General features: G+C 51.8%; 21 protein-coding genes, 1 tRNA gene and 3 pseudogenes. 13 read left to right on the plus strand and 12 right to left on the minus strand.

Features of this window, described 5'->3' with window-relative positions; all coding sequences use genetic code 11:
* Positions 1-3 precede the first annotated feature (3 nt).
* Positions 4-333, minus strand: a complete 330-nt coding sequence (locus tag FCN80_RS09665; protein WP_170975357.1) for an NIPSNAP family protein — start codon at positions 331-333, stop codon at positions 4-6.
* Between the two features lie 512 nt (positions 334-845).
* Between FCN80_RS09665 and FCN80_RS09670 the strand changes: the two genes are divergently transcribed.
* Positions 846-1,796, plus strand: a complete 951-nt coding sequence (locus FCN80_RS09670) for an ArdC family protein (RefSeq protein ID WP_136989956.1) — start codon at positions 846-848, stop codon at positions 1,794-1,796.
* A 1,097-nt stretch (positions 1,797-2,893) separates the two neighbouring features.
* Here FCN80_RS09670 and FCN80_RS09680 read toward each other — a convergent pair.
* The 6 genes and pseudogenes from FCN80_RS09680 to FCN80_RS09705 all read right to left on the minus strand — a co-directional run bounded on the left by FCN80_RS09680 (position 2,894) and on the right by FCN80_RS09705 (position 8,665).
* Positions 2,894-3,814 (minus strand): annotated as a pseudogene (locus tag FCN80_RS09680) (IS5 family transposase).
* A 581-nt stretch (positions 3,815-4,395) separates the two neighbouring features.
* Positions 4,396-5,130 carry an SDR family NAD(P)-dependent oxidoreductase gene (locus FCN80_RS09685; protein ID WP_136989957.1) on the minus strand — a complete coding sequence of 245 codons (735 nt, stop codon included), beginning with the start codon at positions 5,128-5,130 and terminating at the stop codon, positions 4,396-4,398.
* A gap of 1 nt (position 5,131) precedes the next feature.
* Positions 5,132-5,860: a 2OG-Fe dioxygenase family protein gene (locus tag FCN80_RS09690; RefSeq protein ID WP_230492587.1), complete on the minus strand. Its 729-nt coding sequence runs from the start codon at positions 5,858-5,860 to the stop codon at positions 5,132-5,134.
* Between the two features lie 9 nt (positions 5,861-5,869).
* On the minus strand, positions 5,870-6,757 hold the full coding sequence (locus tag FCN80_RS09695; protein WP_136989959.1) for a 2OG-Fe(II)-dependent halogenase WelO5 family protein: 888 nt from the start codon (positions 6,755-6,757) through the stop codon (positions 5,870-5,872).
* A gap of 26 nt (positions 6,758-6,783) precedes the next feature.
* Positions 6,784-7,647: a DMT family transporter gene (locus FCN80_RS09700; protein ID WP_170975358.1), complete on the minus strand. Its 864-nt coding sequence runs from the start codon at positions 7,645-7,647 to the stop codon at positions 6,784-6,786.
* Positions 7,648-7,699: 52 nt separating this feature from the next.
* A complete protein-coding gene (locus FCN80_RS09705; RefSeq protein WP_170975359.1) occupies positions 7,700-8,665 on the minus strand; it encodes a transporter substrate-binding domain-containing protein in 966 nt (321 codons plus the stop codon).
* A 112-nt stretch (positions 8,666-8,777) separates the two neighbouring features.
* On the opposite strand from FCN80_RS09705, the gene FCN80_RS09710 reads away from it, so the two are divergent.
* The gene (locus FCN80_RS09710; RefSeq protein WP_136989962.1) at positions 8,778-9,683 is read left to right on the plus strand and encodes a LysR family transcriptional regulator; all 906 of its coding nucleotides are present in this window, start codon (positions 8,778-8,780) and stop codon (positions 9,681-9,683) included.
* Between the two features lie 96 nt (positions 9,684-9,779).
* Here the strand turns inward: FCN80_RS09710 and FCN80_RS09715 are convergent.
* From FCN80_RS09715 to FCN80_RS09730, 5 genes and pseudogenes are all read right to left on the minus strand, one after another.
* Positions 9,780-10,107 (minus strand): annotated as a pseudogene (locus FCN80_RS09715) (IS1 family transposase).
* A gap of 635 nt (positions 10,108-10,742) precedes the next feature.
* A complete protein-coding gene (locus FCN80_RS09720) occupies positions 10,743-12,011 on the minus strand; it encodes a tyrosine-type recombinase/integrase (protein ID WP_136989963.1) in 1,269 nt (422 codons plus the stop codon).
* A 161-nt stretch (positions 12,012-12,172) separates the two neighbouring features.
* Positions 12,173-12,248 (minus strand) — tRNA-Asn (locus FCN80_RS09725).
* A gap of 41 nt (positions 12,249-12,289) precedes the next feature.
* Positions 12,290-12,445 carry a hypothetical protein gene (locus tag FCN80_RS26420; protein ID WP_170975360.1) on the minus strand — a complete coding sequence of 52 codons (156 nt, stop codon included), beginning with the start codon at positions 12,443-12,445 and terminating at the stop codon, positions 12,290-12,292.
* Position 12,446: 1 nt separating this feature from the next.
* Positions 12,447-13,787 carry an anaerobic C4-dicarboxylate transporter gene (locus FCN80_RS09730; RefSeq protein ID WP_136989964.1) on the minus strand — a complete coding sequence of 447 codons (1,341 nt, stop codon included), beginning with the start codon at positions 13,785-13,787 and terminating at the stop codon, positions 12,447-12,449.
* A 295-nt stretch (positions 13,788-14,082) separates the two neighbouring features.
* Here FCN80_RS09730 and FCN80_RS09735 point away from each other — a divergent pair, with 295 nt between their 5' ends.
* From FCN80_RS09735 to FCN80_RS09785, 11 genes and pseudogenes are all read left to right on the plus strand, one after another.
* The gene (locus FCN80_RS09735) at positions 14,083-14,544 is read left to right on the plus strand and encodes a MarR family winged helix-turn-helix transcriptional regulator (RefSeq protein ID WP_136989965.1); all 462 of its coding nucleotides are present in this window, start codon (positions 14,083-14,085) and stop codon (positions 14,542-14,544) included.
* On the plus strand, positions 14,541-15,677 hold the full coding sequence (locus FCN80_RS09740) for an HlyD family secretion protein (RefSeq protein ID WP_230492588.1): 1,137 nt from the start codon (positions 14,541-14,543) through the stop codon (positions 15,675-15,677). Before FCN80_RS09735 ends, FCN80_RS09740 begins: the two co-directional genes overlap by 4 nt.
* Complete coding sequence (locus FCN80_RS09745; protein WP_136989966.1) at positions 15,664-17,271, plus strand: DHA2 family efflux MFS transporter permease subunit; 1,608 nt, start codon at positions 15,664-15,666, stop codon at positions 17,269-17,271. The genes FCN80_RS09740 and FCN80_RS09745 overlap by 14 nt, the downstream gene beginning before the upstream one ends.
* A gap of 60 nt (positions 17,272-17,331) precedes the next feature.
* Positions 17,332-17,946: an acrylate utilization transcriptional regulator AcuR gene (gene acuR, locus FCN80_RS09750; protein ID WP_230492589.1), complete on the plus strand. Its 615-nt coding sequence runs from the start codon at positions 17,332-17,334 to the stop codon at positions 17,944-17,946.
* A gap of 47 nt (positions 17,947-17,993) precedes the next feature.
* Complete coding sequence (gene acuI, locus FCN80_RS09755; RefSeq protein ID WP_136989968.1) at positions 17,994-18,977, plus strand: acrylyl-CoA reductase (NADPH); 984 nt, start codon at positions 17,994-17,996, stop codon at positions 18,975-18,977.
* 291 nt (positions 18,978-19,268) lie between these two features.
* Positions 19,269-20,408 carry a transporter substrate-binding protein gene (locus FCN80_RS09760; protein ID WP_136989969.1) on the plus strand — a complete coding sequence of 380 codons (1,140 nt, stop codon included), beginning with the start codon at positions 19,269-19,271 and terminating at the stop codon, positions 20,406-20,408.
* Positions 20,405-20,998 (plus strand): ANTAR domain-containing response regulator, encoded by a 594-nt coding sequence (locus tag FCN80_RS09765; protein WP_136989970.1) that lies wholly within the window; start codon positions 20,405-20,407, stop codon positions 20,996-20,998. Before FCN80_RS09760 ends, FCN80_RS09765 begins: the two co-directional genes overlap by 4 nt.
* On the plus strand, positions 20,995-21,843 hold the full coding sequence (locus FCN80_RS09770) for an ABC transporter permease (RefSeq protein WP_136989971.1): 849 nt from the start codon (positions 20,995-20,997) through the stop codon (positions 21,841-21,843). The genes FCN80_RS09765 and FCN80_RS09770 overlap by 4 nt, the downstream gene beginning before the upstream one ends.
* Positions 21,843-22,769 carry an ABC transporter permease gene (locus FCN80_RS09775; RefSeq protein WP_136989972.1) on the plus strand — a complete coding sequence of 309 codons (927 nt, stop codon included), beginning with the start codon at positions 21,843-21,845 and terminating at the stop codon, positions 22,767-22,769. The genes FCN80_RS09770 and FCN80_RS09775 overlap by 1 nt, the downstream gene beginning before the upstream one ends.
* A gap of 13 nt (positions 22,770-22,782) precedes the next feature.
* A pseudogene (locus FCN80_RS09780) lies at positions 22,783-24,392 on the plus strand (ABC transporter substrate-binding protein).
* A gap of 53 nt (positions 24,393-24,445) precedes the next feature.
* Positions 24,446-25,393 (plus strand): acetamidase/formamidase family protein, encoded by a 948-nt coding sequence (locus FCN80_RS09785; RefSeq protein ID WP_136989973.1) that lies wholly within the window; start codon positions 24,446-24,448, stop codon positions 25,391-25,393.
* Positions 25,394-25,396: the final 3 nt, after the last annotated feature.

Raw genomic sequence — 25,396 nt, forward strand, 5'->3', positions numbered from 1 at the left:
AATTTATAATGGAGATGAAAACCCGGCCGCTTCCAGCACAATATCCTCTATAGATAATACGGGTTCAGGCGTGGTTTCCCAGAATTGTTTTTTTATTGTACGCCATTCTTCATCTGCCATAAATTCTGCCCATGAGTCGTTCATGACTGTTTTGTCTGTCCATGAAAGCAGGTATATAAACCGGAGTCTGGCACTTTCACCGGATAACCACATAGCCAGTATATTAAAACCATACTTATCCCTCATGATTCTGGCCGCGTGTTTTTCAAATCTTGCCAGAAATTCATCACGTAAATCCGGGTTTATTGTATAAAGACGAGGCTGATTAATCATTGTACCTGTCCTCGTTATTCTGCATCTGCCTGTACCGGGAATCGGGGCGGCAGCACGTGACATCAGGGACTGATGCAGCAGACTGCAATCAGATGGATACAGGTTTCTACCAGTACTGTTAACTGTAGCAGTGACAGCAGCATACCCCGATTATGCCTGTACCATCAAAATAAATATCGGTTAGTATGTGTCCCGCCGTCAATACATCAGATGACCGGCCTGATTGATAAATTCAGGCTTCCTGCCATCCCATCTGCCAACGCCAGCCTTTAGTCAACCCCATTTCACCACTGCGGAGTAAGGAGCGCTACGCCCGGTTATGCAGAGGCAGATTATTTCTCCCGTGTGCTTTCCGTTCCCGTATTCGCTTCCGGTTAATCGTTTCCCGTTGCAACCCGTCCCGCAAGGGTGAATTGCACGCATTCTGCGCCCCTGCGGGCCAGAACGACGCCGGGAAAACGTACCGTCAGGCGATACGAAGACGAAAATCACACCACTGACGGAGAAAAAACATGACTATTTCCCTATATAACCAGACTACCGCCCCTAACCCCGCAGCGGCGACCAGCGTATCGTCGCTGGAGCGCTCAGGCTCTTCAAAAACGAAAGGGTTAAAAAGCCGGACGGATATTTACCAGACCGTGACAGACAGCCTCATTGCAGCACTGGAAGCGGGTGTAAAACCGTGGTCCTGCCCCTGGAAGCGTGTTCCGGGGATGTCCGGTCTGCCCGTTAATTACGCCACCGGCGTAGCCTACAGTGGGATGAATATCATGCTGCTGTGGTGCAGTGCATCGAAACAGGGATTCAGTGATTCACGCTGGATGACATACAAACAAAGTCAGACCGCTGGCGGTCAGGTACGTAAGGGTGAGCGCGGAACAACAGCCATTTTCTACACCACGCTGGAGAAAGAAAACGACGATGGCAAGACGGAATATATCCCGATGCTGAAAACCTTCACTGTATTTAATGTTGACCAGATTGACGGTCTGCCTGTGACGGATGAAACCGGGGCGGAAGCACCTGTCGCTACGTTTGACCCGTTACCGCAGGCAGAAGCACTTTTCAGTTGCAGCGGTGCGAAAATCATCGAGAAGGGGCAGAATGCTTACTTCATGCCTGCCACGGATGAAATCTGGCTGCCTGAGCGTCACCTGTTTAACGATGCGGCAAACTTCTATGCCACCGGCCTGCATGAGCTGGTTCACTGGACCGGGGCAAAATCTCGCCTTAACCGAGAAATGAAAGGCAGATTTGGCAGTGAGTGTTACGCTTTCGAGGAGTTGTGCGCGGAACTCGGCAGCGCGTTTCTGATGGCCGATTTGGGGATTGAGGGCGAGGTTCAGCACGAGAGTTATATTGCGTCCTGGTTGCAGGCACTGAAAAACGATAAACGTTATATTTTCAGGGCAGCCAGCGCAGCGTCAAAAGCGCACCGTTATCTGATGGATAAGCAATGAGTGTAAAATAAGGTGCTGCAAGGGAAGGCAGCTTTCGCCTTATATCTGGGCCAACAGGATGAGAGATATTCCAGGCGATATTTATTTCCCTGCGAATTTATCCGGGCATCTTATACCCGAATAAATTCGCAGGCTGCGGGTGCGGGCGGCAAAGAGCCCGCGCATCCAGCAGGTGTCTCCCGTCGAATTATGCCCTACGACATCGCCCCGTTTATCCGCCTCCGGTATTGGGCGACTGAGTGGGGCGAACGGTAAGTGTTCCCGGCTCAGTTTTTTGCCATGAAAACGGACATGCCGCTGGTATCTGTTTTCATGCTGACACAGGCGCTGACTATGGGCGTCACGGATGGACGTCAGACCCCACGCCCACTGGAGACGCCCACAGATGACGTCCAACCGGTTGCCCGCATCCTGCAGGCATCCCCGTGTTCCTGGCTATCAGATACCAGCCGACCCGTGGTCGTCTGTCATCAGAAGCGCCCGAATCACGGGCAACGGCGTGTGTCATTACGTTCGGGCTGGACGCCCTTACTGCATGTCACATGGGGGTAATGACTCCGCTGAACGCTGCGTCAAAACCCCCAGGGTCAAAAGCGGCACACCGTCACGCGCTACGCGCGACCAACCCCTTTAAGACGAGCGTTTCGCCTGTTTTTTCTTTTCCTCGCGAGCTCGGAGCGAAAAAACGGGAACGCTGCTTTAAAGGGGTTGGTCGCGCCTGAACGGCAATATTCCCCGTGGGCGGGAAATATTACCTGGCTTGACGGTGTGCGGGGCAGGCCCCCCACAAAACCGGCACGTGGGCGTGCCTTTTTGCTCGCCGGGGCGGCAAAATTTTTGCGGCTCCCCCCGGCCTGCAAAATCCGCGTGGGCGCGGCTGTTTGCAGGTGAGGCGCGGTGCCTGAATTATTTTCGCTCCTTAACCCGCGAAAATAATTCTGTCCGCTGCCTCATTTTTACGGTCCCTGTTTCTTTGCTCCTTAATCCGCGAAAAACAGAGGGACCGTAAAAACCTGAAAACGTCATGCTTTGTGCCCGTCTCGGCTTTGTTGAATTAATCAAAATCAGTGCGAGCGTCTCTATAGCTTCTGGAGTTTTCAGGCAACACGCACGCTCTCAGGCATATCTGCCTTCGTCATTTTGTTCAACGCCCGCACCATAGCCTCCGCAAACTGACCATCATAATCACGCAGCATCAGTGAACCACCCAATAACTGTTAACCCTGTACATCGTCGTTTCTGCGATCGACCGGCGGTTATATTCTATATTCTATTGTCCATTTCCACCGCGTATTACTCCCGCTCAGATGTTGATTCGCAACAGCACGTTTGCGGTCTACATACTTCCCAGACCAATAACCCGCGCCATTTCGGGGGGATGGGGGCTCTGATGCTCTTACGACGCAGTTCATCGTGGCATAGTCGGGTGTCATAAGCTCCGTCCGATGTCGCTGATCTGATTTTTTGATGAGTCTGCCGTATAAGTCCGGGAAAGACCTCTAAGTCCGTGACATTGTTCAACGACAGGTCGGAGTAGACAATTTCATGAGTGTTCGCATCAACGGCCAGATGCAGTTTTCGCCAGATAAGGCAGCGTTCGTTACCGTGTTTTTTGACTTTCTACTCACCTTCACCTAATACTTTCGGGCCGGTGGAATCTATCATCAGATGCGCAATTCACCGCGTGTGGGCGTTTTAAAACTGACATTCACCGACCGTGCTCATTTGCTGACACAACTGTAATCCGGGTAGTGCAACGGAACGTTCATCAGGGAAAAAATGGAGTCAATAAAGCCCTGTGTGGCCCTCAGGGTGAGCCGGAATACGCGTTTAATGACTAGGACAGTGGTGATGGCAAGGCCAGAATAGCGCTGAGGGCGTCCCCGAGATGAAGGCGTTGTTGACTCATACCAGGCCTGAATAGCCTCATCATCCAGCCAGAAAATCATGAAGCTCCTGTTGATAAGGACTTTGTTGTAAGTGTGCCAATTGTTTACTCTGAACTTCTGCTTTGCCACGGGACGACCAGTGTTGCTGAATGATGCGTTATCTGATCCATCAACTCAGCCAAAGTTCGATTTATTCAACAAAACCATTATGAATGTGTAATGGATGAGCAACACCTGTTTCACAACGATTTCTGTTTATTTTAAAAAAGTTGAATATTGAATTTGAGTAAGTTAACAATATTAAAAAAGGAATTGTACTGTTATTTTGAATCGATTATCTATATAAAAGTCGCCTACAACTAGTATGCAAAATTATCTCTCGAACTCTTACTGTTAGTTTTCTGTGTGGTGAAAAATATCGCGTAAGCATCTCGATAAGAATATAAATCTGATCCTGGCTTAGTTTAATATAATTGTTAGATAGGTAGCCATGAAAAATCTGAAAGCCATATTTCCATGCATAAAACCTCCACGTTTATTTAATGGTAATGAAGTTGGCTTTACATGATTTTTTTTTAGAATTGCAATCAAGTTTGATTACTCGCATAATAAAACTGAAAAGCCATGCTTATATCTATGTCGGTTAATTTATTCTTTGAGATTTAATAAAAAATTAGCACGTCCTTCAACTAATTTATATCATTCTAGTGCTATATTCTTTTGCCTGCTAACCATCCACCGTCAATGACTAATGTTGAACCAGTCATAAAATCAGACTGTTCTGATGCAAGGAAATAAACCGCAGCTGCAATATCATCTGGTGTGCCATATTTTTTTATAAACTGACCCGTATAAATTTTTTCCATCTGTTCGTGATTATGAAAATATTCCTCAGTTAAAGAGGTCCGGATAACACCAGGGGCAATCGCATTAACTCTGATACCATATTTACCATATTCAATAGCCAGCTGTTTAGTAAGCCCTAACACCGCATGTTTGGAGGATACATAAGCAGTTCGATTTGGTTCACCAAGGAATCCTGAAACCGAAGCCATATTAATAATAGTGCCAACCCTTTCTTGGGATATCAATTTTTTGCTGAACGCTTGCGACGTAACAAAAGTAGCTGTGACATTAATATCAAAAACTTCTTCCCATAGGCTGAGTGTTAAGCTCTCAATGGAGCATATTTCACGTATTCCAGCGCAATTTATTAGAGTGCATCTTTCAGTTTTTTCCGATAAAATTCTTTCAATTAAACTGGATAAGTGGCTAAAATCCCGGATGTTAATAATATGATGTGTGTAATTTTTGGTGTTTAAATCTTTTTTTGACGAACAAACATCAATGCCATGAACAATAAAACCATTTCTTAATAGATTTTCAGCAATTGCCTTGCCAATTCCACCGGATGAACCTGTTATTATTGCCATATTTTTCAACATATTATTTTCTCTTCTGGAATGTTACTAATATGATGTCGCGGGTACAATGACTTTCTTGTCCATTGATTTCTTTACACCATATTGGCGTTACCGCATGAAGTTTTGCGTGGTTCACGACGAAAGTATCTAATGGTTCTTCCAACCTCATGACCCGTTCAATATGTCGGCCATCGGTGGCAATAATATTATCTCCTCCCATTGCATTATCAGATAAACTAAGTAAGTGGATGAAGACGACATCTTCATCATCCTTATGTAACCAGACAGGAGAACTGAATGCCGGAGCGGACGATGTTGCAAAATATCTGAAAAGATGAATTCCTATAATAGCTTCTACGGGATCACCGATCTCACTATATTTCCTAACGAACCTTATATCATCAGTCACCAATAACTGGAATAGTTCATTTTCTAAAACTTCGTTTGATATTAATGGATATGAGCGTATAATTCCTCCAGTATCAGGATTATACGCTTTTGTCTGTAAGTAAGGTTCAAAATGGCCAAAAAATAAATCACCGGAACCATTAATCCTGCATTGTGCGTATGCTCGTAACCGACTCCCTGGCGAGTATGGATCAGGAGTTAATTCTCCGTACTGATGAAGAATATGCTTTATTCCATCTTCTGAATTTTCATTAGTAGATGAATTTTGCATGTGGATTTTTTCATACCACGTGCCGGGAATAAAAGCGTATCCGTTTTTGCAAAGACATTCTTCGTAATCCATTATTGCCTCTTAGGTCCAGTAGATAACTTTACGTGAAGAAATGGCACTGATGAATCGACCCGCCGTCAATCGTTGTCCATTTCGCACTGTCTGTACACCATGAAGAAAACCGGCATTCAAGAAATAAACATCTCCCGGATTTAAACGTACAGAAAATGATTCAATGCCACTGAGGTGTTGGGGGGGATAAGGATACCCCGTCTTTTCAACACCAAAACTCCGGCGACAGGATTCGTCTGGTTCCAAGTTCCATACGCACAGTTCCCCCCCTTCGCCACTTGCCTGTATACAGGCATTAAATGCAATGACGTGCTTTGCATTTTCAATTTCGAAGTTGTCATCACAGGCGAAAGCTGTTTGGGCCTTATCTTCATGTGGCATCAAAGACATTGATCCATTATCAAGCCAACGACGGAACGTTGAAAAATTAGCATGACTATTTTTATACCGGGCAGAGCCGAAATGAATCCCTATATCAAGAAAATGCTCCTCCTGATAGTGAGTGAGAGAAATGTCTTCGATTATGCTCTGAGGTACATTTTTCAGTAATTCAGTAACACCTCCAGCCAATTTTCTCGATTCTTCTGTGTAGGTCGCTCCATTTTTGGAAAACTGTGATGCACCGATCTGTTTTGTTGAAACGTAAGTATCTCCTTCCCGATTTCCACCAACCTTTGATAGATACTCATCAAATTCGCTGGAAATTGATTCGCACCATTCTTTAGATACATTACCCCGTATGACGTAAAGTATTTTTCCATCATAACTACCTTCCTGTATAAGTGAGCGTATAATTTCAAAGTCTAGGTTTTTTGCGGTTGTTTCTAGATAACCAAAACCAGAAGGGATCGTGTTTCCTGATACTTTAAATTCTTTTTCAGTCACTAATTTTTCCATATTTAACCTCATTTTTCGTAAAAAACTTAATGCTTTTTTAACATGAAGGGATTTAGGTTAAGTGTTCCACAGAGACCTGCGGTCAGAATCATGACTCCCCCAGCGATCTGTAAGGCTGAGAACACATGGTCAAATGCCACGTAGTCAACAATTACGGCAACAACAGGATATATATAGGAAAGGATCGCTATTGTCGCTGTCTGTAATTTTTTATATGAAGCATAAATTAGTATGTACATGAAAGCGCTATGAACTACGCCTAGAATGAGAAGGCAATTCCATTGCCAGACTGTGCCTGAATACAGGCTGAATTGAGCAAATGGCGATAGTACCATTACACCAATTAGCATTTGAGATAAAGCAGTAACATGTGGTGGAACATTTTTTATGAATTTACTAGCAAGAGTAGCCATTGCATATAGAGTAGCGGCAATAAGAGCTAGTCCACATCCTAAAATATAGGATTTTTCGACGGAAATTTTTTGGTTTTCTGGATCTCCTATTAAAATAACCCCAGCAAAGGCGGTGAAAAGCCAAATGAGTCGGGATTTACTGAATCCCTCTTTGAACAGGAATGCTCCCCCAAAGAACACAATAAATGGTGCAACGTGATAGATAGTAGTCGCAACACCGATAGATGCATATTTATAAGAACTGAATAATGCAATCCAATTAAGAACTATTGATAGTCCAACGATAATTAATAACCCTATGTTTTTAGATGTAAGATAAGATTTGCTAAATAACTTCGCGTATAAGCAATAAATTATCAAAAAAACACTACCTATCACGCATCGGGCTAGTACGACATTAATTGGTGTTTGCCCTGACTCCACAACAAAATAACCAATAGTGCCCGATAAGAGCATGGCAATAGTGAGTTGGATCATGCCAGTATTTCTTTCATTTATATTCACAGTATTTATCTTTCCGTTAATTGTATTAAATGAAATTTGGACACCAAAGCATTCCTCCATGTCCCCATGGTCGATTTTCCCTTCTGGGAGCATTGATGCCTGAGTTAACCCCTAGTGTTCTATCAAATATTTCTCCGTAATTCCCTACGGACTTTATCACTGATTTCACATAATTATTTTTGAGTCTAAGATATTTCAAAATAGATTCTGGTGGATTAATAAATTGATATTCATTACTTTTTTTATCCTGGTCGTATTTATCAATATTATGACTGTTAATTTCTAACGATTCTGCTTCTATAAGAGTTCTCATAACCCAGGTTGTAACCGAACGCCATTGTGGATCTGAATCGTTTACGAAAGGTGCCATTGCTTCACGAGAAATTACATAAGGTAGAATCTCGTGATTGTATGGTTCTTTGAGCGTCGTTTGTGCCCCAGCCAGAAGGTAACGATCCAGGCAGAACATATCGCATTCTTCATCATCGTATGACTGACAGGCATCTTTCGGAGACTTGTGTAAGTGAATATCAAATTTTAAATTACGGGCCTGAAAGAAACGGATCAAATTTTCATGGGATGTAGATCCCTTCAGTGCGGCAATACGTGGACATCTGAACAATAAACTTTCCCATGTTGAAGTTTTTTCATCTTTTTCACTTTTCCTTGCTAACAGGCCTTCCCCATCGTATAACATAGGATGTGTAAAAAAGACTTTGTCGGTTATTTCCCGACTTAATGTAATGCTGGAATTATATGTTCCGATGTCTATCCTGTTGTTTTGTAAGGCTTCGAAACGTTCAGATGACGATAGCGGAATAAATTCTATGAAGTCCTTATCACCCAATACTGCTGATGATACTGCTCGGGCGAGTTCAATATCGAATCCTTCCCATTGCTCTGTAACTGGATTAAGACAGGAAAATCCATGAAATCCCAGACTTACGCCTGCCCGGAGAAATCCTCGTTTTCTGTTTTCATCAATAATCATATACATTCTCACTATCAGGTTTTTTCAACGTCATGAGATGAAGTCGTCAGGTTTACTATTAGAAAAATTTCGATATCTGTGAATACACATATTTGAAAAGGAGTTTTGCACTGTGCGCATAAATAATGTTGAAGGGTTGCTTCCCGGCCTAGTGACCTTTACGAAGGTTGTTGAGGGCGGGAGTTTTTCTGCGGCGGGAAGAGCAATGTTGTTGAGTCCTTCGGCCGTCGCCAGACAGATTGATCGCCTGGAAAAAGATTTGAACGTTGTTCTGCTGCAACGGACAACAAGATATCTACAGGTGACAGAGGCAGGACGAGAGATCTATGCGATGGCAAGCGCGATTGTTGGTAAAGCAGATGAACTATTGGCCCGGTCGCAAACATACAGTAAAATTCCCCAAGGATTTCTTCGTATTACGGCACCTGTTACGCTTGGTAAAATGGTACTTGCGCCTTTACTTCCTCATTTTTTGGAACAGTATCCCGATGTGTATGTTGATATGGATCTTTCAGACAATCTTGCCGATCTACTGAGAGAACGGTATGACCTCGCGGTAAGAGTGACCAATCGCCCGTCCGATGACTTAGTTGCCCGGACGCTGATGCCTGTGAAGTATGTTATGGTATGTGCTAGAAAATATGGGAGAAATTTGCCAACTACATTAGGCGAGCTTGAGCAGCATTCTGTTTTCATGCCTAAAGACAGAGGTTTTGGTACCACATGCTGTTTTGAGAAGGGAGGGCAGGAATACCAGATAACGATACAGCCTCGATTGGTGACAAATAACGGTGATGCGATGCTGGATGCTTTGTTGCAAGGACGAGGTATAGGTATTCTGCCTGACTTTGTCGCGCAAAGATTGATAGAATCTGGCGAATTAGTAGTAGTTTTGCCAGATTTCAATATTATCCCGCCACAGGAAGACATCGCTTATATTATTTCTCCTCCTAATTATCTTTTACCAGAAAAAGCCAGGGTTTTTATTGACTTTATGATAAAAAGCACTAAGAGATGATGATTTAATAATCAGGAAAATAATTAAATTGGTATTGATGTATGCCGTTTATAAAAGTGAGTGATTTTTATATATAATAGCTGGTGATGCCTCCAATTAGTAGAACATGTATTTCTCGATGAAAGCGCCAATGTCTTTTTCATGGACTTTGACAGAACGAGAGAAAAAATCTTTTTTCGTGTCAGCCGCTTAAGACGGGTGCGCAACCTCAGGTTGTTCCGCTCAATGCGCTGAATAAATATTTTCCTCTTTGGTGCTTATCCTACGGCACTTCTCTGGCATAACTTCCTTCATAGCGGTAGGTCAGTTGAAAGGCGAGATGACTGTCACAACAGCGGAATCTGTCATGGCCTTTAGGATTATGACCGTGGAGATAAACCTGAACAGACTAACAACGGGAACAATGAATGTTAACGCCGATCATGAAAGAACCTTAAAAGTAAGCATCTTACATCAAATCAACTAATCGAAGATATCACAAAAATAGTTTTATTACTATTAGATAAAAATGTCACTTTGATTATCAAATTTTGGAATCCATTTAAGGTTCTTTGTGCTGAATAACCTTGTTGAATGACGTTATTTTTTAAAATTTGAAGCATTCATATGCGCGCTTGATGAAAAAATAAGATGTTAACTTTAGTCTAATTAATTTAAATGCTACACTGTTGTGGTTTTTAATCTCACGCGGGATGTTGTAGCAAATCCATTAGAATATACCCCTGTAATTTTTCTTGAAAATCTGTAATACTAATAATTATTAGAAAGTGGGCAGGAGTAATTTTGGCCTTTTTATTTAGTGTAATTGTACCAGATTGAACGGTCTGATCATTTTTCTGAATGCTCCAGATATAAGGTGGAATGTAAGTTTTTCCAAACGTAGTAAGATAATCTGGCGATTAGTGCATCATAGCTTTACGGGTACTGAGATGTTCAGTTGGGTTAATGCTTATGAGAATGCCGTCAGCCGTCGCTTTCTGAATTACTGGTTAAATGAACAAAGCCGCACCAACATAGGCTGATACGGCTTTTCTCATGATTTTTATTATGCCTGATGTGTCATGCGACTTTGTGGCTGTTTTCCTGACTCTGAATATACGGCGGCACATAAGTTTCCCGGCACGTATCCAGATAATCCGACCACCACTGCATCATCGCCTTACGGGCTTGCAGATGCTCAGCCTTATGAATGTAAGCCAGACGCACGGTGTTGCGCTCCTGATGGCTCATCTGGCGCTCCACTGCATCCTGTGACCATAAACCGGACTCCATCAGGGCGCTGCACGCCATTGCCCGGAAACCGTGCCCGCAGATATCCTTTTTCGTGTCGTATCCCATCAGACGTAGTGCCTTGTTCACGGTGTTTTCGCACATCGGTTTATACGGGTTATGGTCGCCGGGAAACACCAGTTCATACTCACCGGATATATCCTTAACCTGTTTCAGAATGGTGACAGCCTGTTCTGACAGGGGCACGATATGCGGAGTTCGCATTTTGGCACCGCGACCGGAATAACGGACGCCTGCAATAGCTTCGCGTGTGGCGGGTATCGTCCAGACCCGGTTTCGGAAATCAATCTCTGACCAGCGGGCGAAACGCAGTTCACTGGAGCGGATGAACACATGCAGCGTCAGCAGGACTGCAAGCCGGGTTAGTTCTCGTCCCTGATTATAACCTTCAATACGTTCAAGCAATTCTGGAAGGCGCTCCAGCGGTAGGGCAGGATAGTGGCGTCTGACGGGCGGTGTTGTGACGCCGTCAAGGTTTGCTGCTGGGTTCGTGTCTATTAACCCCTGATGGACGGCATGACGCATGATGTTATTAAGGTGCTGGCGTGTACGGGACGCGACTTCCAGCAGGCCTTTTTCCTCAATCCCTTTCAGCAGGTCAATGAAATGCCGTGGTTTAAGCTCTGCGACTGACAGGTGACCGACAACCGGAAATACATGATTGTTCAGGCTGGCAAGCAGACGGTCGGCGGTGTTCTGCGACCATTTCTTATTGCTTTTATGCCACGCCAGCGCCACGGTTTTAAACTTTTTCTCCGGTGTGCAGGCTCCGCGTTCAACTGCACGCTGCTGTACCGGGTTGATATTCAGTGCCAGCATTTTACGGATACCTTCACGCTGTTGCCGGGCGTCAGACAGGGAGACGGCAGGATAGGCACCCAGTGCAATGCGGGATTCCTTACCGTTTATACGGTACTTGAGATACCAGTGACGGGAGCCGCCCGGCTTGACCAGCAGATACAGACCGTGGGAATCGGAGACTTTAAAGAGTTTATCAGAAGGTTTGAGCGTACGGATTTTCGCGTCGGAAAGGGACATATGGGGGTCACTCCATTATCGAACCAACCTGACCCCAGATTTGACCACCAATTTTTCCCGATGCGGAGGGTTAAATCAAAATACATCGGGAAGAGTTTTCACGCTAACCTGTTGAATCAAAATAATATAAGGATTCGCTAGGATGCATGAAAACAGGAAATTGGCTCCTCTGACTGGACTCGAACCAGTGACATACGGATTAACAGTCCGCCGTTCTACCGACTGAACTACAGAGGAATCGCAAGTGGATGGCATCATAGCGGGGGTCCGGACCGATGTCAAAGGTGAAAACCGCTGAAATCGACCGTTTGCTCACTGATTACCCATTCCCAGCGAAAAGCGACGCTTTGCCGGCGGGTTTTCGCCGCGCTGCCGGCCAAATGATCGACGCTCTGCCCGACGCGGGCCGGGAACGGCCCGCGTCGGACGGCCATTTCACAGTAAACCGTAGGCCGCCGCCAATATCCAGCCGATCACGCTGGAAACGCCGACGCCGATCAGACCTACCAAAATAAAACTATGGTTAATGACATACTTACCGATATGCGTGGTGCCGGAACGGTCGAACTGAATTGCCGCCAGATCGCTGGGGTAAGTCGGGAGAATATAATAGCCATAGCAGGCCGGCGCCGAGGCGACGATATACGCCGGGTCGACGCCGATGGCCAGGGCCAGCGGCACGACCGCCGCCAGGGCAGCCGCCTGGGAATTGACGAACTTGGAAACGATGAGCAACGCCAGGGCATATGTCCAGGGATAAACGCGGATAAGAGACCCCAGCGTGTTCTCGATTTCCTTAAGGTGCGCGCCAAAGATGGTCTCGGCCATCCAGGCGATGCCATAAACCGCCACAATGGCTATCATGCCTGAGCGGAAAACCTCGTTCTTGGAGATATCGGCCGGGTTGGTCTTGGTGATGATAACAATCAGCGCGCCGGACAGTAGCATGCACATCTGGATCACCAGCACCATGGACAGCGGCTTGCCGCCAAATGACGGACGCAATGGCGTCACGGCGCCGAGAATAGCCACCACGGCGATGGTTGCCAGAAAAATCCACATGGCTATCCAATTGCGGCGGGGCAATTTGCGATTCAGCAAGGTGGCGGTATCGCCATAGACATAATGGCGGTTTTCCGGCACAGAAATAAACTTCTGAAATGTCTCGTCCTTATCCAGATCTTTTCCGCGAAACCAACTGAATATTCCGATGGCCAAAATGCCGCATAGCGTGGACGGGATAGTGATGGAGAGCAAATCGAGAAAGTCCAGATGCCGGCCGTTAAAGGTGACATTGCCCAGCATCGCCACCAATGAGACGACCGCCACGGACACGGGGCTGGCGATAATGCCCATTTGCGCGCCGATGGAACTGGCGGCCATGGGCCGCTCCGGCCGGATATTGTTTTTGATGGCCACATCGTAGATGATGGGCAGGATGGTGTAGACCACATGCCCTGTGCCGCAGAGAATGGTTAAAAAGCAGGTCACGAAAGGCGCGACGATGGAGACGTATTTCGGGTTGCGCCTGAGCAACCGTTCGGCGATTTGCAGCATGACGTCCAGACCGCCGGAGGCTTGCAACGTTGCCGATGCCGCCACCACGGCGATAATCACCAACATAACATCCACCGGCGGTTTGCCGGGTTCGAGATGGAAAATAAAGACCAGTATGACCAGCCCAATCCCGCCCAACAATCCCAGGGCGATACCGCCTTTCTTGGCGCCATAAAGCAGGCAAGCCAGAATAACCGCTAGCTGAATGATAAAATCCATAGCATCCTCTGCAATAATCACTTGTCGTTATCGACAATATGATTCTGGTCGACATTGCAGACATTGCTTGAAATCTAAAAAAGTCTCAGTTGTAAGTAATGATGTTTAAAGCCGAGAGGTTCATCACAGACCTGAATTTGGCGGCTGAAAACCCATGGGTATCGCCTCGCCATCAACGGGGGTTTTTCTTTGCTGGTCATCGTTCCCTTGCTCCGCCCGGACAGCGCTCTTGACAACTATTACGTTAGGTAGTTTATTAATGACATGTCAATTATTTGGTTAAACGTATTACCACATGTCACAATCCCATTGTCCGCTCACGCCCCAACGCCGTTTTGCCAACCTGATTGCCCAAACTGCCCGCCAATGGCGCCGGGTCATCAACCGTAAGTTGCAGCCCTTTGGCCTGACCGAAGCCACCTGGGTTCCTTTGCTGTATCTGGCGCGGGCCGAAAAGCCCATGCTGCAAAAAGATTTGGCGGAAGCCATCTACCTGGATGCGTCTTCCGTAGTGCGGCTGTTGGATAACCTCCAGGGGCTGGGGTTTATTGAGCGCCATGAAGGCGTAGACCGGCGCGCCAAGGAAATTCATTTGACCGCGCTGGGCCTGGAGCGGGTGGAGCAGGTGGAAGGCATGGCCTTACAGGTGAGAAATCAGGTGTTGTCGACCGTAAGCGATCAGGAACTGATAAAAATGAATGTGATGTTGGAACAGGTATTGGCCAGCTTGGCGCTGGTGGACAAGGAGTTGTCATGAGCCTTGAAACGCAAACGCCCCGTCGTGGTTCCATGCGGGGAATTCGCCGTCTTGGCCGGCGCCGAAAAGTCATGTTCATCCTCGGCGCGATCATACTGATCGCGTTGATTATCTGGTTTGCTAGTTGGTTACGCTGGCGACTGAACCATGTGACTGAAAATGATGCGCAAATTCACGGCGAAGTCATCACCATGGCCAGTCGGGTGGATGGCTGGCTGATGGCCCGGCCGGTCATTGACGGCGATCATATCAAAAAAGGTCAAGTCGTGGCGCGGATTGATGATCGCGACGCCCGTTTACGGTTGGCGGAAGTGGAGGGCAATATCGCATCCGCTGAAGCCCAGGTGAGCTATACCCAAGCCCAGCGGCAAACCACCGACGCCACCACGGCGGCGCAACGGGATCAGGCCAAGGCGCAGTTAGCCGTGGAGGAAACGGCGCTGACCGATGCCGGGCACCAGTTGGCGCTGGCGCGGGTGAATTTTCAGCGCGATGATAATTTGGTGAAAAACGGCCTGGTGTCGCGTAAAGAATGGGATGAAAGCCATACCACCTTGTTACAACGGCAGGATGAACAGAACCAGGCCCAGGCGCAGGTGCTTTCCCAACAAGCGGCCCTGGCCGATGCCCAGGCGCAGCGCGGGCAGTTGCAGGTGCTGGACAGGCAGATCGATATGCAGCGCAAGCAATTGCTCTCATTGCATGCCCAGGCGGATCAGTTGCGGCAGGAAATCAGCGATAGGACGCTGCGATCGCCGGTGAACGGCGTGGTGGATCGCACGCTGGCCGATGTGGGCGACTACGTGCAGACCGGACAGTGGGTCATGATGGTGCATGACCCGAAGGATGTCTGGGTGGAAGCCAATGTCAAGGAAACCGATCTGGAACATATCGCCGTTGGACAACCGGTGGATGTGACGGTGGACGCCTATCCCGGCCTGGTGAGCCACGGCCATGTGATAAGAGTGGGCAATAGCGCCACCAACCAGTTTGCATTGTTGCCCAGTCCCAACCCGTCGGGCAACTTCACCAAAATCACCCAGCGGGTGCCGGTGCGTATCGCGCTGGATAACGTTGATGCGCGGATGAGACCCGGCTTGATGGTTGAGGTATCGATCGATGTCTCCCATTGAGGCTCAAATAGCGCGATTTGGTCCCTCCTATCGCTGGCTGGCCACCGGCACGGTGATGCTGGGCACCATTGCCACTACCGCCACTGCCACCATAGTGAATATCGCCATGCGCGACATCGCCGGGGCCTTCGGTTTGGGCAATGATCAGGTCCAATGGCTGTCCACCGCGTTTTTGGCCTCCATGACCGCCACGATGCTTATAATCGCCTGGACACTGGAGCGATTCGGATATCGGCGCACCCTGGTCGGCGCGCTGGCGGTCTTTATCCTCGGCAGCCTGTTGGGGTTCGCCAGCGATAGCGGCACGGAAGTCATACTGGCGCGCATCCTGCAAGGCAGCGCCTCGGGAATTATCCAGCCCATGGCCATGGTGGTGCTTTCCCAGGTATTCCCGCCGTCCCAGCGGGGTAAGGCCATGGGCATTTATGGGGTGGGCGTGGTGCTGGCGCCGGCGCTGGGGCCTACGGTGGGCGGTTTGCTGGTCGATCAGTACGACTGGCGCTTTGTCTTTCTGGTGGTAGTGCCGTTTTGCGTCGCCGGCATGGCGGCATCATTTTTTATCATGCCCGGTCAGGAAAAAGGGGCGCCGGCGCCGCGCCGCCGGTTCGACGGCCTGGGTTTCGCGCTGTTGGTCGCGGCGCTGACCACATTATTGACGGCCTTGTCCAATGGACAACGTCAAGGCTGGAATTCCTTCTTTATCATCGGCATGTTTGCCGCCGCCTTCATAAGCACGGCCGGTTTCATCCTGTGGGAGCTTTTCGCCCCGCAGCCGCTGTTGAGCTTAAGGGTGTTCAACAATCTGCGGTTTTCCGCCGCCTGTGTGGTGGCATTCGCCCTGGGCGCCGGCATCTATGGCTCCACCTATATCGTGCCGTTGTTTGTACAGACGGTGCAGGGTTTTACCCCGACCCGATCCGGGTTGTTATTAATGCCGTCCGGTCTGGTACTGGGCCTGATTTTTCCCATTGCCGGGCAGTTAAGCGACCGGATGCCGCCGCATTTGCCGGTGATGGCCGGATTGGCGATTTTTGCCTTATCAAGCTTGTTATCCGGCGGCGTCGACGTCAATACGCCCTTTTGGACGTTGGCCGGCTGGGTGGTGTTGGGCCGGATCGGCCTGGGTGTCATGTTGCCGGCGTTGAACGCCGGCGGGTTGCGGGCGTTGCCGCCCGATAAACTGGCGCAGGGATCGGGCAGCCTGAATTTTATCCGTCAGTTGGGGGGCGCTTTTGGCGTAAACGTGTTGTCGGTCGTCATTGACAGGCGAACCACTTTCCACGGCGATGCCTTGGCGCAGGCGCTGACCGCCGATAACGCCGCCGCCGCCGAAGCCATCAATCGATTGTCGATTCTGTTCAGCCATTGGGGCAACCCGTTCGGTACCCGACTGCCGGAAGGCGTACCCCCCGGCGCCATGAGCTATTTGGAAAGCATGCTGGTGCCTAAAGCGCAAATGTTCGCGTACCAGGACGGTTTTTATGTCGTGGCGATTTTCTTTTTTCTGGCGATCATTCCCGCATGGTTTATGCGCGGTAAAGCGCGTTCCGGCATCAACGCCGAACCGGCCCGCGTGCCGTCAGGCCGCGCATAAGGCCGATTGTATTTTATAGTCGATTGGTCTATATTTTTCCCCATCATGACCAACCTCTCTTTGAAAAGGCGGGGGCGCCCGCCGAAAATCGCCCGCGATGCCGCCGACACGCGTTTGATGCTGATTCGCGGTGGTACCGCCGTCTTGACCGAGCAGGGTTTTACCGCGTCGGGAATTGACGGTATCCTCAAACAAGTGGGGGTGCCCAAAGGGTCGTTTTATTATTATTTCGCGAGCAAAGAGGCGTTTGGCCGCGAGATTATCGCCTACTACGGCCGCTATTTTCTGCGTAAGCTGGATCGCTGCCTGCAAGATAGCGATCTGGCGCCACTGGATCGCCTAAGGGCCTTTATGGACGACGCCCAGCGGGGTATGGAGAAGTATGCCTTTCGGCGCGGCTGCCTGGTGGGCAATCTTGGTCAGGAAATCAATGCGTTGCCCGGGGATTACCGGCAGCAGTTAAGCGCCATTTTTCAGCAATGGCAGGCGCGGGTGGCCGATTGCCTGCGGCTGGCGCGCGCCCAGGGCCAACTGGCGCCGGATGCCGATTGCGATGCGTTGGCGGATTACTTCTGGATCGGCTGGGAAGGGGCAGTGATGCGTGCGCGACTGGCGGGCAACGCCGGTCCGCTCCAGCGGTTTGCAACGGGTTTCTTTGCCGGTTTGCCGAAGTGATTTTTTTGTTCATTACTAGACGATCGGTCTAAATAAGAGGATTTATCATGTTCAACGGAATACTGGTTGAGAAAGACGATCAAGGCTATCGCGCTCGCGTGGCGGAATTGGCCGAGGCGCAGTTGCCGGACGGCAATGTCCTTGTCAATGTGCGCTATTCCACCCTCAATTATAAAGACGGCCTGGCTATTACCGGTAAAGGACCGGTGGTGCGGGCGTTTCCCATGGTGCCGGGCATAGACTTGGTCGGCGAAGTGGAACTGAGCGGCCATCCCGCGTTCAAACCCGGCGATTTGGCGCTGCTGAACGGCTGCGGCGTTGGCGAAAAGCATTGGGGCGGATTGGCGCAAAAGGCGCGACTCAACGGTGATTGGCTGATCCCACTGCCGGCGGGACTGACTCCTTGGCAGTCCATGGCCGTGGGCACCGCCGGCTATACCGCCATGCTGGCGGTAATGGCGCTGGAAAAGTACGGCATCACGCCGGAGCAGGGCAAAGTGCTGGTAACCGGCGCCAATGGCGGAGTGGGGCATTTCGCCATTGTGTTCCTCTCGCGCCTGGGCTATCAGGTGACGGCCTCTACCGGACGGCCGGAGGAAACCGAGCATTTGCAGCGGCTGGGCGCGGCGGAAGTGATCGAGCGTTCCCAGCTTTCCGGGCCGGGGCGCCCGTTGGGCAAGGAACAATGGGCGGCAGCCATCGACAGCGTCGGTAGCCATACCCTGGCCAATGTCTGCGCCGGTCTTAAATATCAAGGGGTGGTCGCTGCCTGCGGCCTGGCCCAGGGTATGGATTTCCCGGCCACGGTGGCGCCGTTTATTTTGCGGAACGTAACGCTGGCCGGGGTCGACAGTGTTATGCGTTCCCTGGCGGATCGCGCCGCCGCATGGCAACGGTTGTCTACGTTGGTGGATGAAAAGGTCCTGGGCAGCATCAGTCGGGAAATTGGCTTGGGCGACGTTATCTCGGCCGCCGGCGATCTTTTGGCGGGCAAAGTCCGCGGTCGGCTGGTGGTGGACGTCAATCGCTAAGCGGGCCATCCCGTTGCGCCGCGCCGCCTGCGGCAAATCAGGGTGCGCTGGTTTGGTGCATTTGCGCATTTTTGGGGCGTATTCGCCGACGCCGTTCAAGCCGAACCCGGCCTGACAGCGGCCCAAACCCGCTATGCGAGATTGGCACGATATTTTCATGACACCGCTAACGTTATAATTTGAGCTACCCAAGCACGGTATCGTCCGATAAGTCTTGCCGACAAGCATTATGCAGGTAATGAAGCCTGATCCTCCCGTAAGGGACGATCAGGTTTTTTTTTGGAGAAAGACATGCGCCGCAGAATCGATATCGGCATTTTACTGTCCACCGATGGCACCTACCGCCATATGGCGGCCAGCGCCCTGTCGGGTACGCTGGATGCCCTGGCGGAAATCAACCAGGAAGACGGCTACGATTTCAAGCTCCAGGCCCGGCATATTAATCCCCAGGGCCGGCTGGCGGCCTATGGCGAGGGCGTCGCCACCCTGATTGAGGCCGGCGTCAGGCATATTTTTGGCACGATCACATCGGCCAGCCGCAAAGAGATCATTCCTGATCTGGAACAGCACAGCGCCCTGTTATGGTACGGCTCGCCTTATGAAGGCTTTGAGAGCAGCGAGCACGTCATTTATCTGGGCGGTTGTCCCAACCAAACCCTGATACCGTTATTGCGGCTGGCGCTGGAGCATTTCGGCCAGCGGGCGTTTCTAATTGGCTCCAATTATGTCTGGGGCTGGGAAAGCAATCGTATCGCTCGCGAGGTGGTGACTGTCGCCGGCGGAACAATCACTGGCGAAAAGTACCTGCATCTGGGGCATACCCAGGTGGAGGATGCGGTACAAGGCGTGCTGGCCGGCTCACCCTCTTTTGTATTGAATAACCTGGTGGGAGAATCCTCCTATGCGTTTTTACGCCGACTGGATGCTATTTGTCTTGAGCGGCGTATCGCGTTGCCGGTACTGAGCTGCAATCTTACCGAGGCGGAACTGGATCAATTGGGTGGCATCCGCGCACTCCGGCTGCTGACGTGCGGGCCGTTTTTCGCAACGGCCGATCCGCTGTTTTGCGCCCGCCAGCAGCGGCGCCATGGTACCCGGCACTATTCCCATTACTATACCGGCGCCTATTTGGCGGTACGGCTGTTCGCCCGGGCGTTGCAGCAAACCGGCGTGATGGATCCCCAGCAGATTTGCGACGCGTTATACGACAGTGACAATGTCACTTTTATGGGGTCACTGAAAATCTCCCGCCGCAACAACCATGCCTTTCTTCCTTGTCATATCGCGGAATTACGCGGCGGCGTGCTGGAACTGGTTCACAGCGAAAACCGCTGTCTGGCGCCCGACCCTTATCTGACCCAGACCGATTTGCGACAACCTGTGTCCGACCGTCTACGGGCCACAGGCCGATCATTGAGGATTATCAAATGACCCTGATCCCGCCGGATTTTGCAACCCACCCGCTGCTGTTGGTGGATTGCGAGGCCAGAAGTCTGGCCGCATTGGAAAAAAGCTTACTTCGCATGGGCGTGCGCTGGCTGACGGTAGAGCGGGACGCCCCGTTGTCGTCCGATACGCTTAGCGCGGCGCTGGTGGAACTGGAGCACTTTGCCAGTCCGGGTGTGCTGGCGCAATTGAACCAGGCCGGGTTGCCCATCGTCGCCCTGACTTCCCATGAGGCGTTGTCGCAGATTCAGCGCGCCATCGACCTGGGCGCCACCGCCTTATTACCCAAGCCCATTAATCAGCGGGCGGTTTTTACCACGTTGATGATGGCTGTCGGACTGCGTCGGCAACTGAACGAGGACAGCCGGGATTTGGCGCAATCCCGCCGCCGTCTGGGATTGACCGGCGAACTGGCGCAGACCCTGGCCGCGTTGATGGTGAGATGGGATATGGACGAACAGCAGGCATATGCCTGGTTGAGAGCGGAATCCATGCGCACCAACCGGCGAATTGAGGATATCTGTCGGCAGTGGCGGGAGGAGAATCCGTTCGCGCGACGGGGGGAGCGCGGATGACCGGCGTGAACACTTTCTGGCGCCGGCCGGCGGTCTGCCTGTCGGCGGCCTTTATCGGCGTGGTGGTGTTGGCGGCGCTGTTCGCCCCCTGGTGCTCGCCGTTTGATCCCAACGAGCAGTTTACCGAGGGGTTGAGTATGGATGGCGCGCCCCTGGCCCCTGGCGGCCGGTTCTGGCTTGGTACCGATTTGCTTGGCCGCGATCTGCTGTCCCGGCTGATTTACGGCGCCCGTACTTCTTTACTGATCGGCGTGGCGGCCAATGGCCTGGCGGTGGCGATCGGCACACTGGTCGGACTGACGGCCGGATATGTGCAAGGTCGGCTGGGCGGCGCGCTGATGCGTTTTACCGACCTGATGATGGCGTTTCCGGCGTTGCTGCTGGCGATGACGCTGGCGGCGATCTTCCAGCCCAGTGTCTGGATCGTCGCCATGGTGATCGCCATGGTCAACTGGGTGCAGATAGCCCGGGTGATCTATGCCGAAACCGCCACGCTCGGCGCCCGTGATTTCGTGGCGGTGGAACGGACGCTCGGCGCCGGGTCGCTCAGGATCCTTGGCGTCCATTTGTTGCCGCATCTGGCGCCGACCATCCTGGTCTGGTCCACCCTGGGTATTTCCACCACCGTATTGCTGGAAGCCACCTTGTCGTTTCTTGGTGTCGGCGTACAGCCGCCCACCGCCAGTTGGGGCAATATCATCTTTGAAAGCCAGACGTATTTCACATCGGCGCCCTGGCTGGTGTTTTTCCCGGGAGCGGCCATCGTGGCGCTGTCGCTATCGTTCAATTTACTGGGGGACGCGCTACGCGATGCCCTGGATCCCACATTGAAAGGACGTTCCTAATGCTGCCGTTTCTCAGCCGCCGGCTGGGTCATGCCTTGCTGATCTTGCTGGGCGTGACATTGATAAGCTATTTGCTGTTGTTCATGCTGCCGGCCGATCCGGCCCGGCAAATCGCCGGACGCAGCGCGACCCCGGAGGTGGTGGCCAGTATCCGTCACCAACTGGGGCTGGATTTGCCGTTTTACCGGCAATATCTGCGTTACTTGGTCGATTTGCTGCACGGAAATCTGGGCCGTTCGTTTATCCAGCGCAGCGAGGTCAGTGAACTTATTGCCGCCCGCGTCGGGCCGTCGCTGCAATTGATGGCCGCCGGCATCGTCTGCGAACTGTCAATCGGCATTGTGCTGGGAACGCTGGCGGCGCTAAACCGTAACGGTCTGGCCGACCGGATGCTTATGGCGCTGTCTTTTATCGGCGTGTCCGCGCCGCAGTTCATTGCCGCCATGCTGTTTCTTTATCTGTTCGCCGTGATGCTCAACTGGTTTCCCATGGGCGGCTATGGCGGCTTCAGCCATCTGGCGCTACCGGCGTTGACCTTGGGTATCCTCGGCAGCGGCTGGTATTCGCGCATGCTGCGTTCATCCATGATTGAGGTATTGCATCAGGATTTTATCCGCACAGCCCGGGCCAAGGGACTCAGTCGGGCGAGGGTGGTCGTGCGGCATGTCCTGCCGAACGCCGTGCTGCCGTTGATACCCATGATGGGTATCGATATCGGCGTCTTTCTCGGCGGGCTGGTGGTGGTGGAGTCGGTGTTCGGCTGGCCGGGTATCGGCCAGTTGGCCTGGCAGGCCATTCAGCAAGTGGACATACCGGTCATTGTGGGGGTGACCACCGTCTCGGCGGTGGCCATTGTGTTGGGGAATTTGCTGGCGGATTTGCTTTTGCCGTGGGTCGATCCTCGCATCGATATAAAAAAACAGTAACAGGAGCAAGGTAATGAAAAAATGTTTGCTTATGCTGGCCCTGGCGGCTGCGCTGTATGCCGGCGGCGGCCAGGCGGAGGAGGCCAAAGACGGCGGCGAGGCGGTGGTGACCTATCAAAACGACGTCGCCACGCTGGACCCGGCCATCGGCTATGATTGGCAGAACTGGTCGATGATCAAAAGCTTGTTCGATGGCTTGATGGATTACAAACCGGGCACCACGGAACTGGTGAAGGATTTGGCGCAGGACTATAGCGTCTCCGATGATGGCCGGGTGTATACCTTTACCTTGCGCAAGGGCGTGACATTTCATAATGGCCGCGCGCTGACCGCCGATGACGTGAAATATTCGCTGGAGCGCACGGTCAACCCGAAAACCCAAAGCCCCGGCGCCGGTTTTTTCAGCGCCATCGTCGGGTACGACGATGTGGCCGCCGGTAAAACCGATCGTCTGAGCGGTATAACGGTGGTGGATCCGTCAACGGTGAAAATCACCCTCAAAGAACCCAATGCCACCTTTTTGCATGTGCTGGCGCTAAACTTCGCATCGGTTGTGCCCAAGGAGGAAGTGGCGAAGTGGGGAGCGGATTTTGGCAAACATCCGGTGGGCACCGGCGCGTTCGAACTGAGCGAATGGAAGCTGGGCCAGGAACTGGTGTTCAAAAAAAATCCGCACTACTACAAGGCGGCGTTCCCCATCTGGACGCCATCCGTTTTGAAATCGGTCAGGACCCGTCGGTGGCCTTGCTCAGGCTGGAGAAGGGCGAAGTGGATATTGCCGGCGACGGCGTGCCGCCAGCCCGTTTCTTACAATTCCGGCATGATCCGAAATACGCCGGGTTGATGGTGGCGGGCGATCAATTGCAAACCGGCTATGTCACCATGAAAACCACACTGCCCCCTTTTGATAATCTCAACGTGCGCCAGGCGGTGAATATGGCTATCAACAAAGACCGGATCGTGCGAATCATTAACGGCCGCGCCGCGCCCGCCAATCAGCCGCTACCACCCGCCATGCCTGGCTACGACCCAAGCTACCAGGGGTTTGCCTATGACCCCGCCAAGGCCCGGCAATTGCTGGCCGAAGCCGGATTTCCCACGGGGTTCGCCACCGAGCTGTATGTTATGAATACCGATCCGCAACCGCGTATCGCTCAGTCCATTCAACAGGATTTGGCGCAAGTGGGTATTCGCGTGGCCATTAAATCGCTGGCGCAGGCCAATGTGATCGCCGCCGGCGGTTCGGCGGATCAGGCGCCCATGGTCTGGTCCGGCGGCATGGCCTGGATTGCCGATTTCCCGGATCCGTCCAACTTCTACGGCCCGATCCTCGGTTGCATGGGGGCGGTCGATGGTGGTTGGAACTGGTCGCGTTACTGCAATAAGACGTTGGATGCCGAAGCGGCCAAGGCCGACGCCATGACCCGTGAGCAAGATCAGGGGGCTCGGGTCGCCCAGTGGCGGAAGATCTTTATCGCGGCCATGAACGACGCGCCCTGGGTGCCGATTTTCAATGAAAAACGGTTCACCGTGCACTCGGCGCGCATGGGCGGGGCGGATGCCCTGTATGTGGATCCGGTGCATGTGCCGGTTAATTACGATGCCATCTGGATAAAGTCATGATGACGACCGGCATGGCCGACACGGGCCGAGCCAGGGAGTAACGGGAGAAAGTTATGTGTCAGCATTGTCTGGTGAAAACCCTTCATCACGCCCAGCATCATTTCGGCTGGGATAATGCCCTGGCGCCGGCCGTTCGGGTGGCGCCGGGGGAAATACTGGAGTTTCATTGCCTGGATTCCGGTAACGGCCATTTTACCGCGCAATCCAGGGCGGCCGATGTTTCGGGCCTGCCGTTCGACCGGATAAACCCGGTTAACGGACCGGTCTATGTGGAGGGCGCCCAGCCGGGGGATATCCTCAAGGTGACTCTCGATGAGTTTCGGCCAAGCGGTTTCGGCTGGACGGCGGTGATCCCCGGTTTCGGCCTGCTGGCGGACCAGTTTGCCGCGCCCGCGCTGGCGTTGTGGCGTTATGACAGGCATAGCATGGCGCCTTGCGCCTTCGGTGAATACGGTAAAGTACCGTTAAAACCCTTCGCCGGCACCATCGGCGTGGCGCCGGCCGCGCCCGGTCGGCATTCCGTGGTGCCGCCGCGCCGGGTGGGCGGTAATCTGGATATCCGCGATCTCACTGCCGGGTGTACGCTGTATCTGCCGGTGGAGACGGCGGGGGCGCTCTTTTCCATCGGCGATACCCATGCCGCCCAAGGGGACGGCGAGGTGTGCGGTACCGCCATAGAAAGCGCCATGGACGTGGTATTACGCCTGGATCTCATTAAAAACACCCCGCTGGCCGCGCCGCGTTTCAGTACCCCCGGTCCGGTGTCCCGCCATCTGGACGGGGCCGGTTACGAGGTTTTCACCGGCATCGGCGATGACTTGATGATCGCGGCCCGCGACGCGCTGCGCCATACCATTGATTGGTTGTGCCGGGAAGAGGGAATGGGGGCCGAAGACGCCTATATGCTCTGTTCGGTATGCGGTGATCTGCGCATCAGCGAAATCGTCGACGCGCCAAATTGGGTGGTGTCGTTTTATTTTCCCAAAACGGTGTTGGCGTGAGGA

This window comes from Martelella alba (assembly GCF_005217455.1).
In the GTDB taxonomy this organism is placed as follows: domain Bacteria; phylum Pseudomonadota; class Gammaproteobacteria; order Enterobacterales; family Enterobacteriaceae; genus Acerihabitans.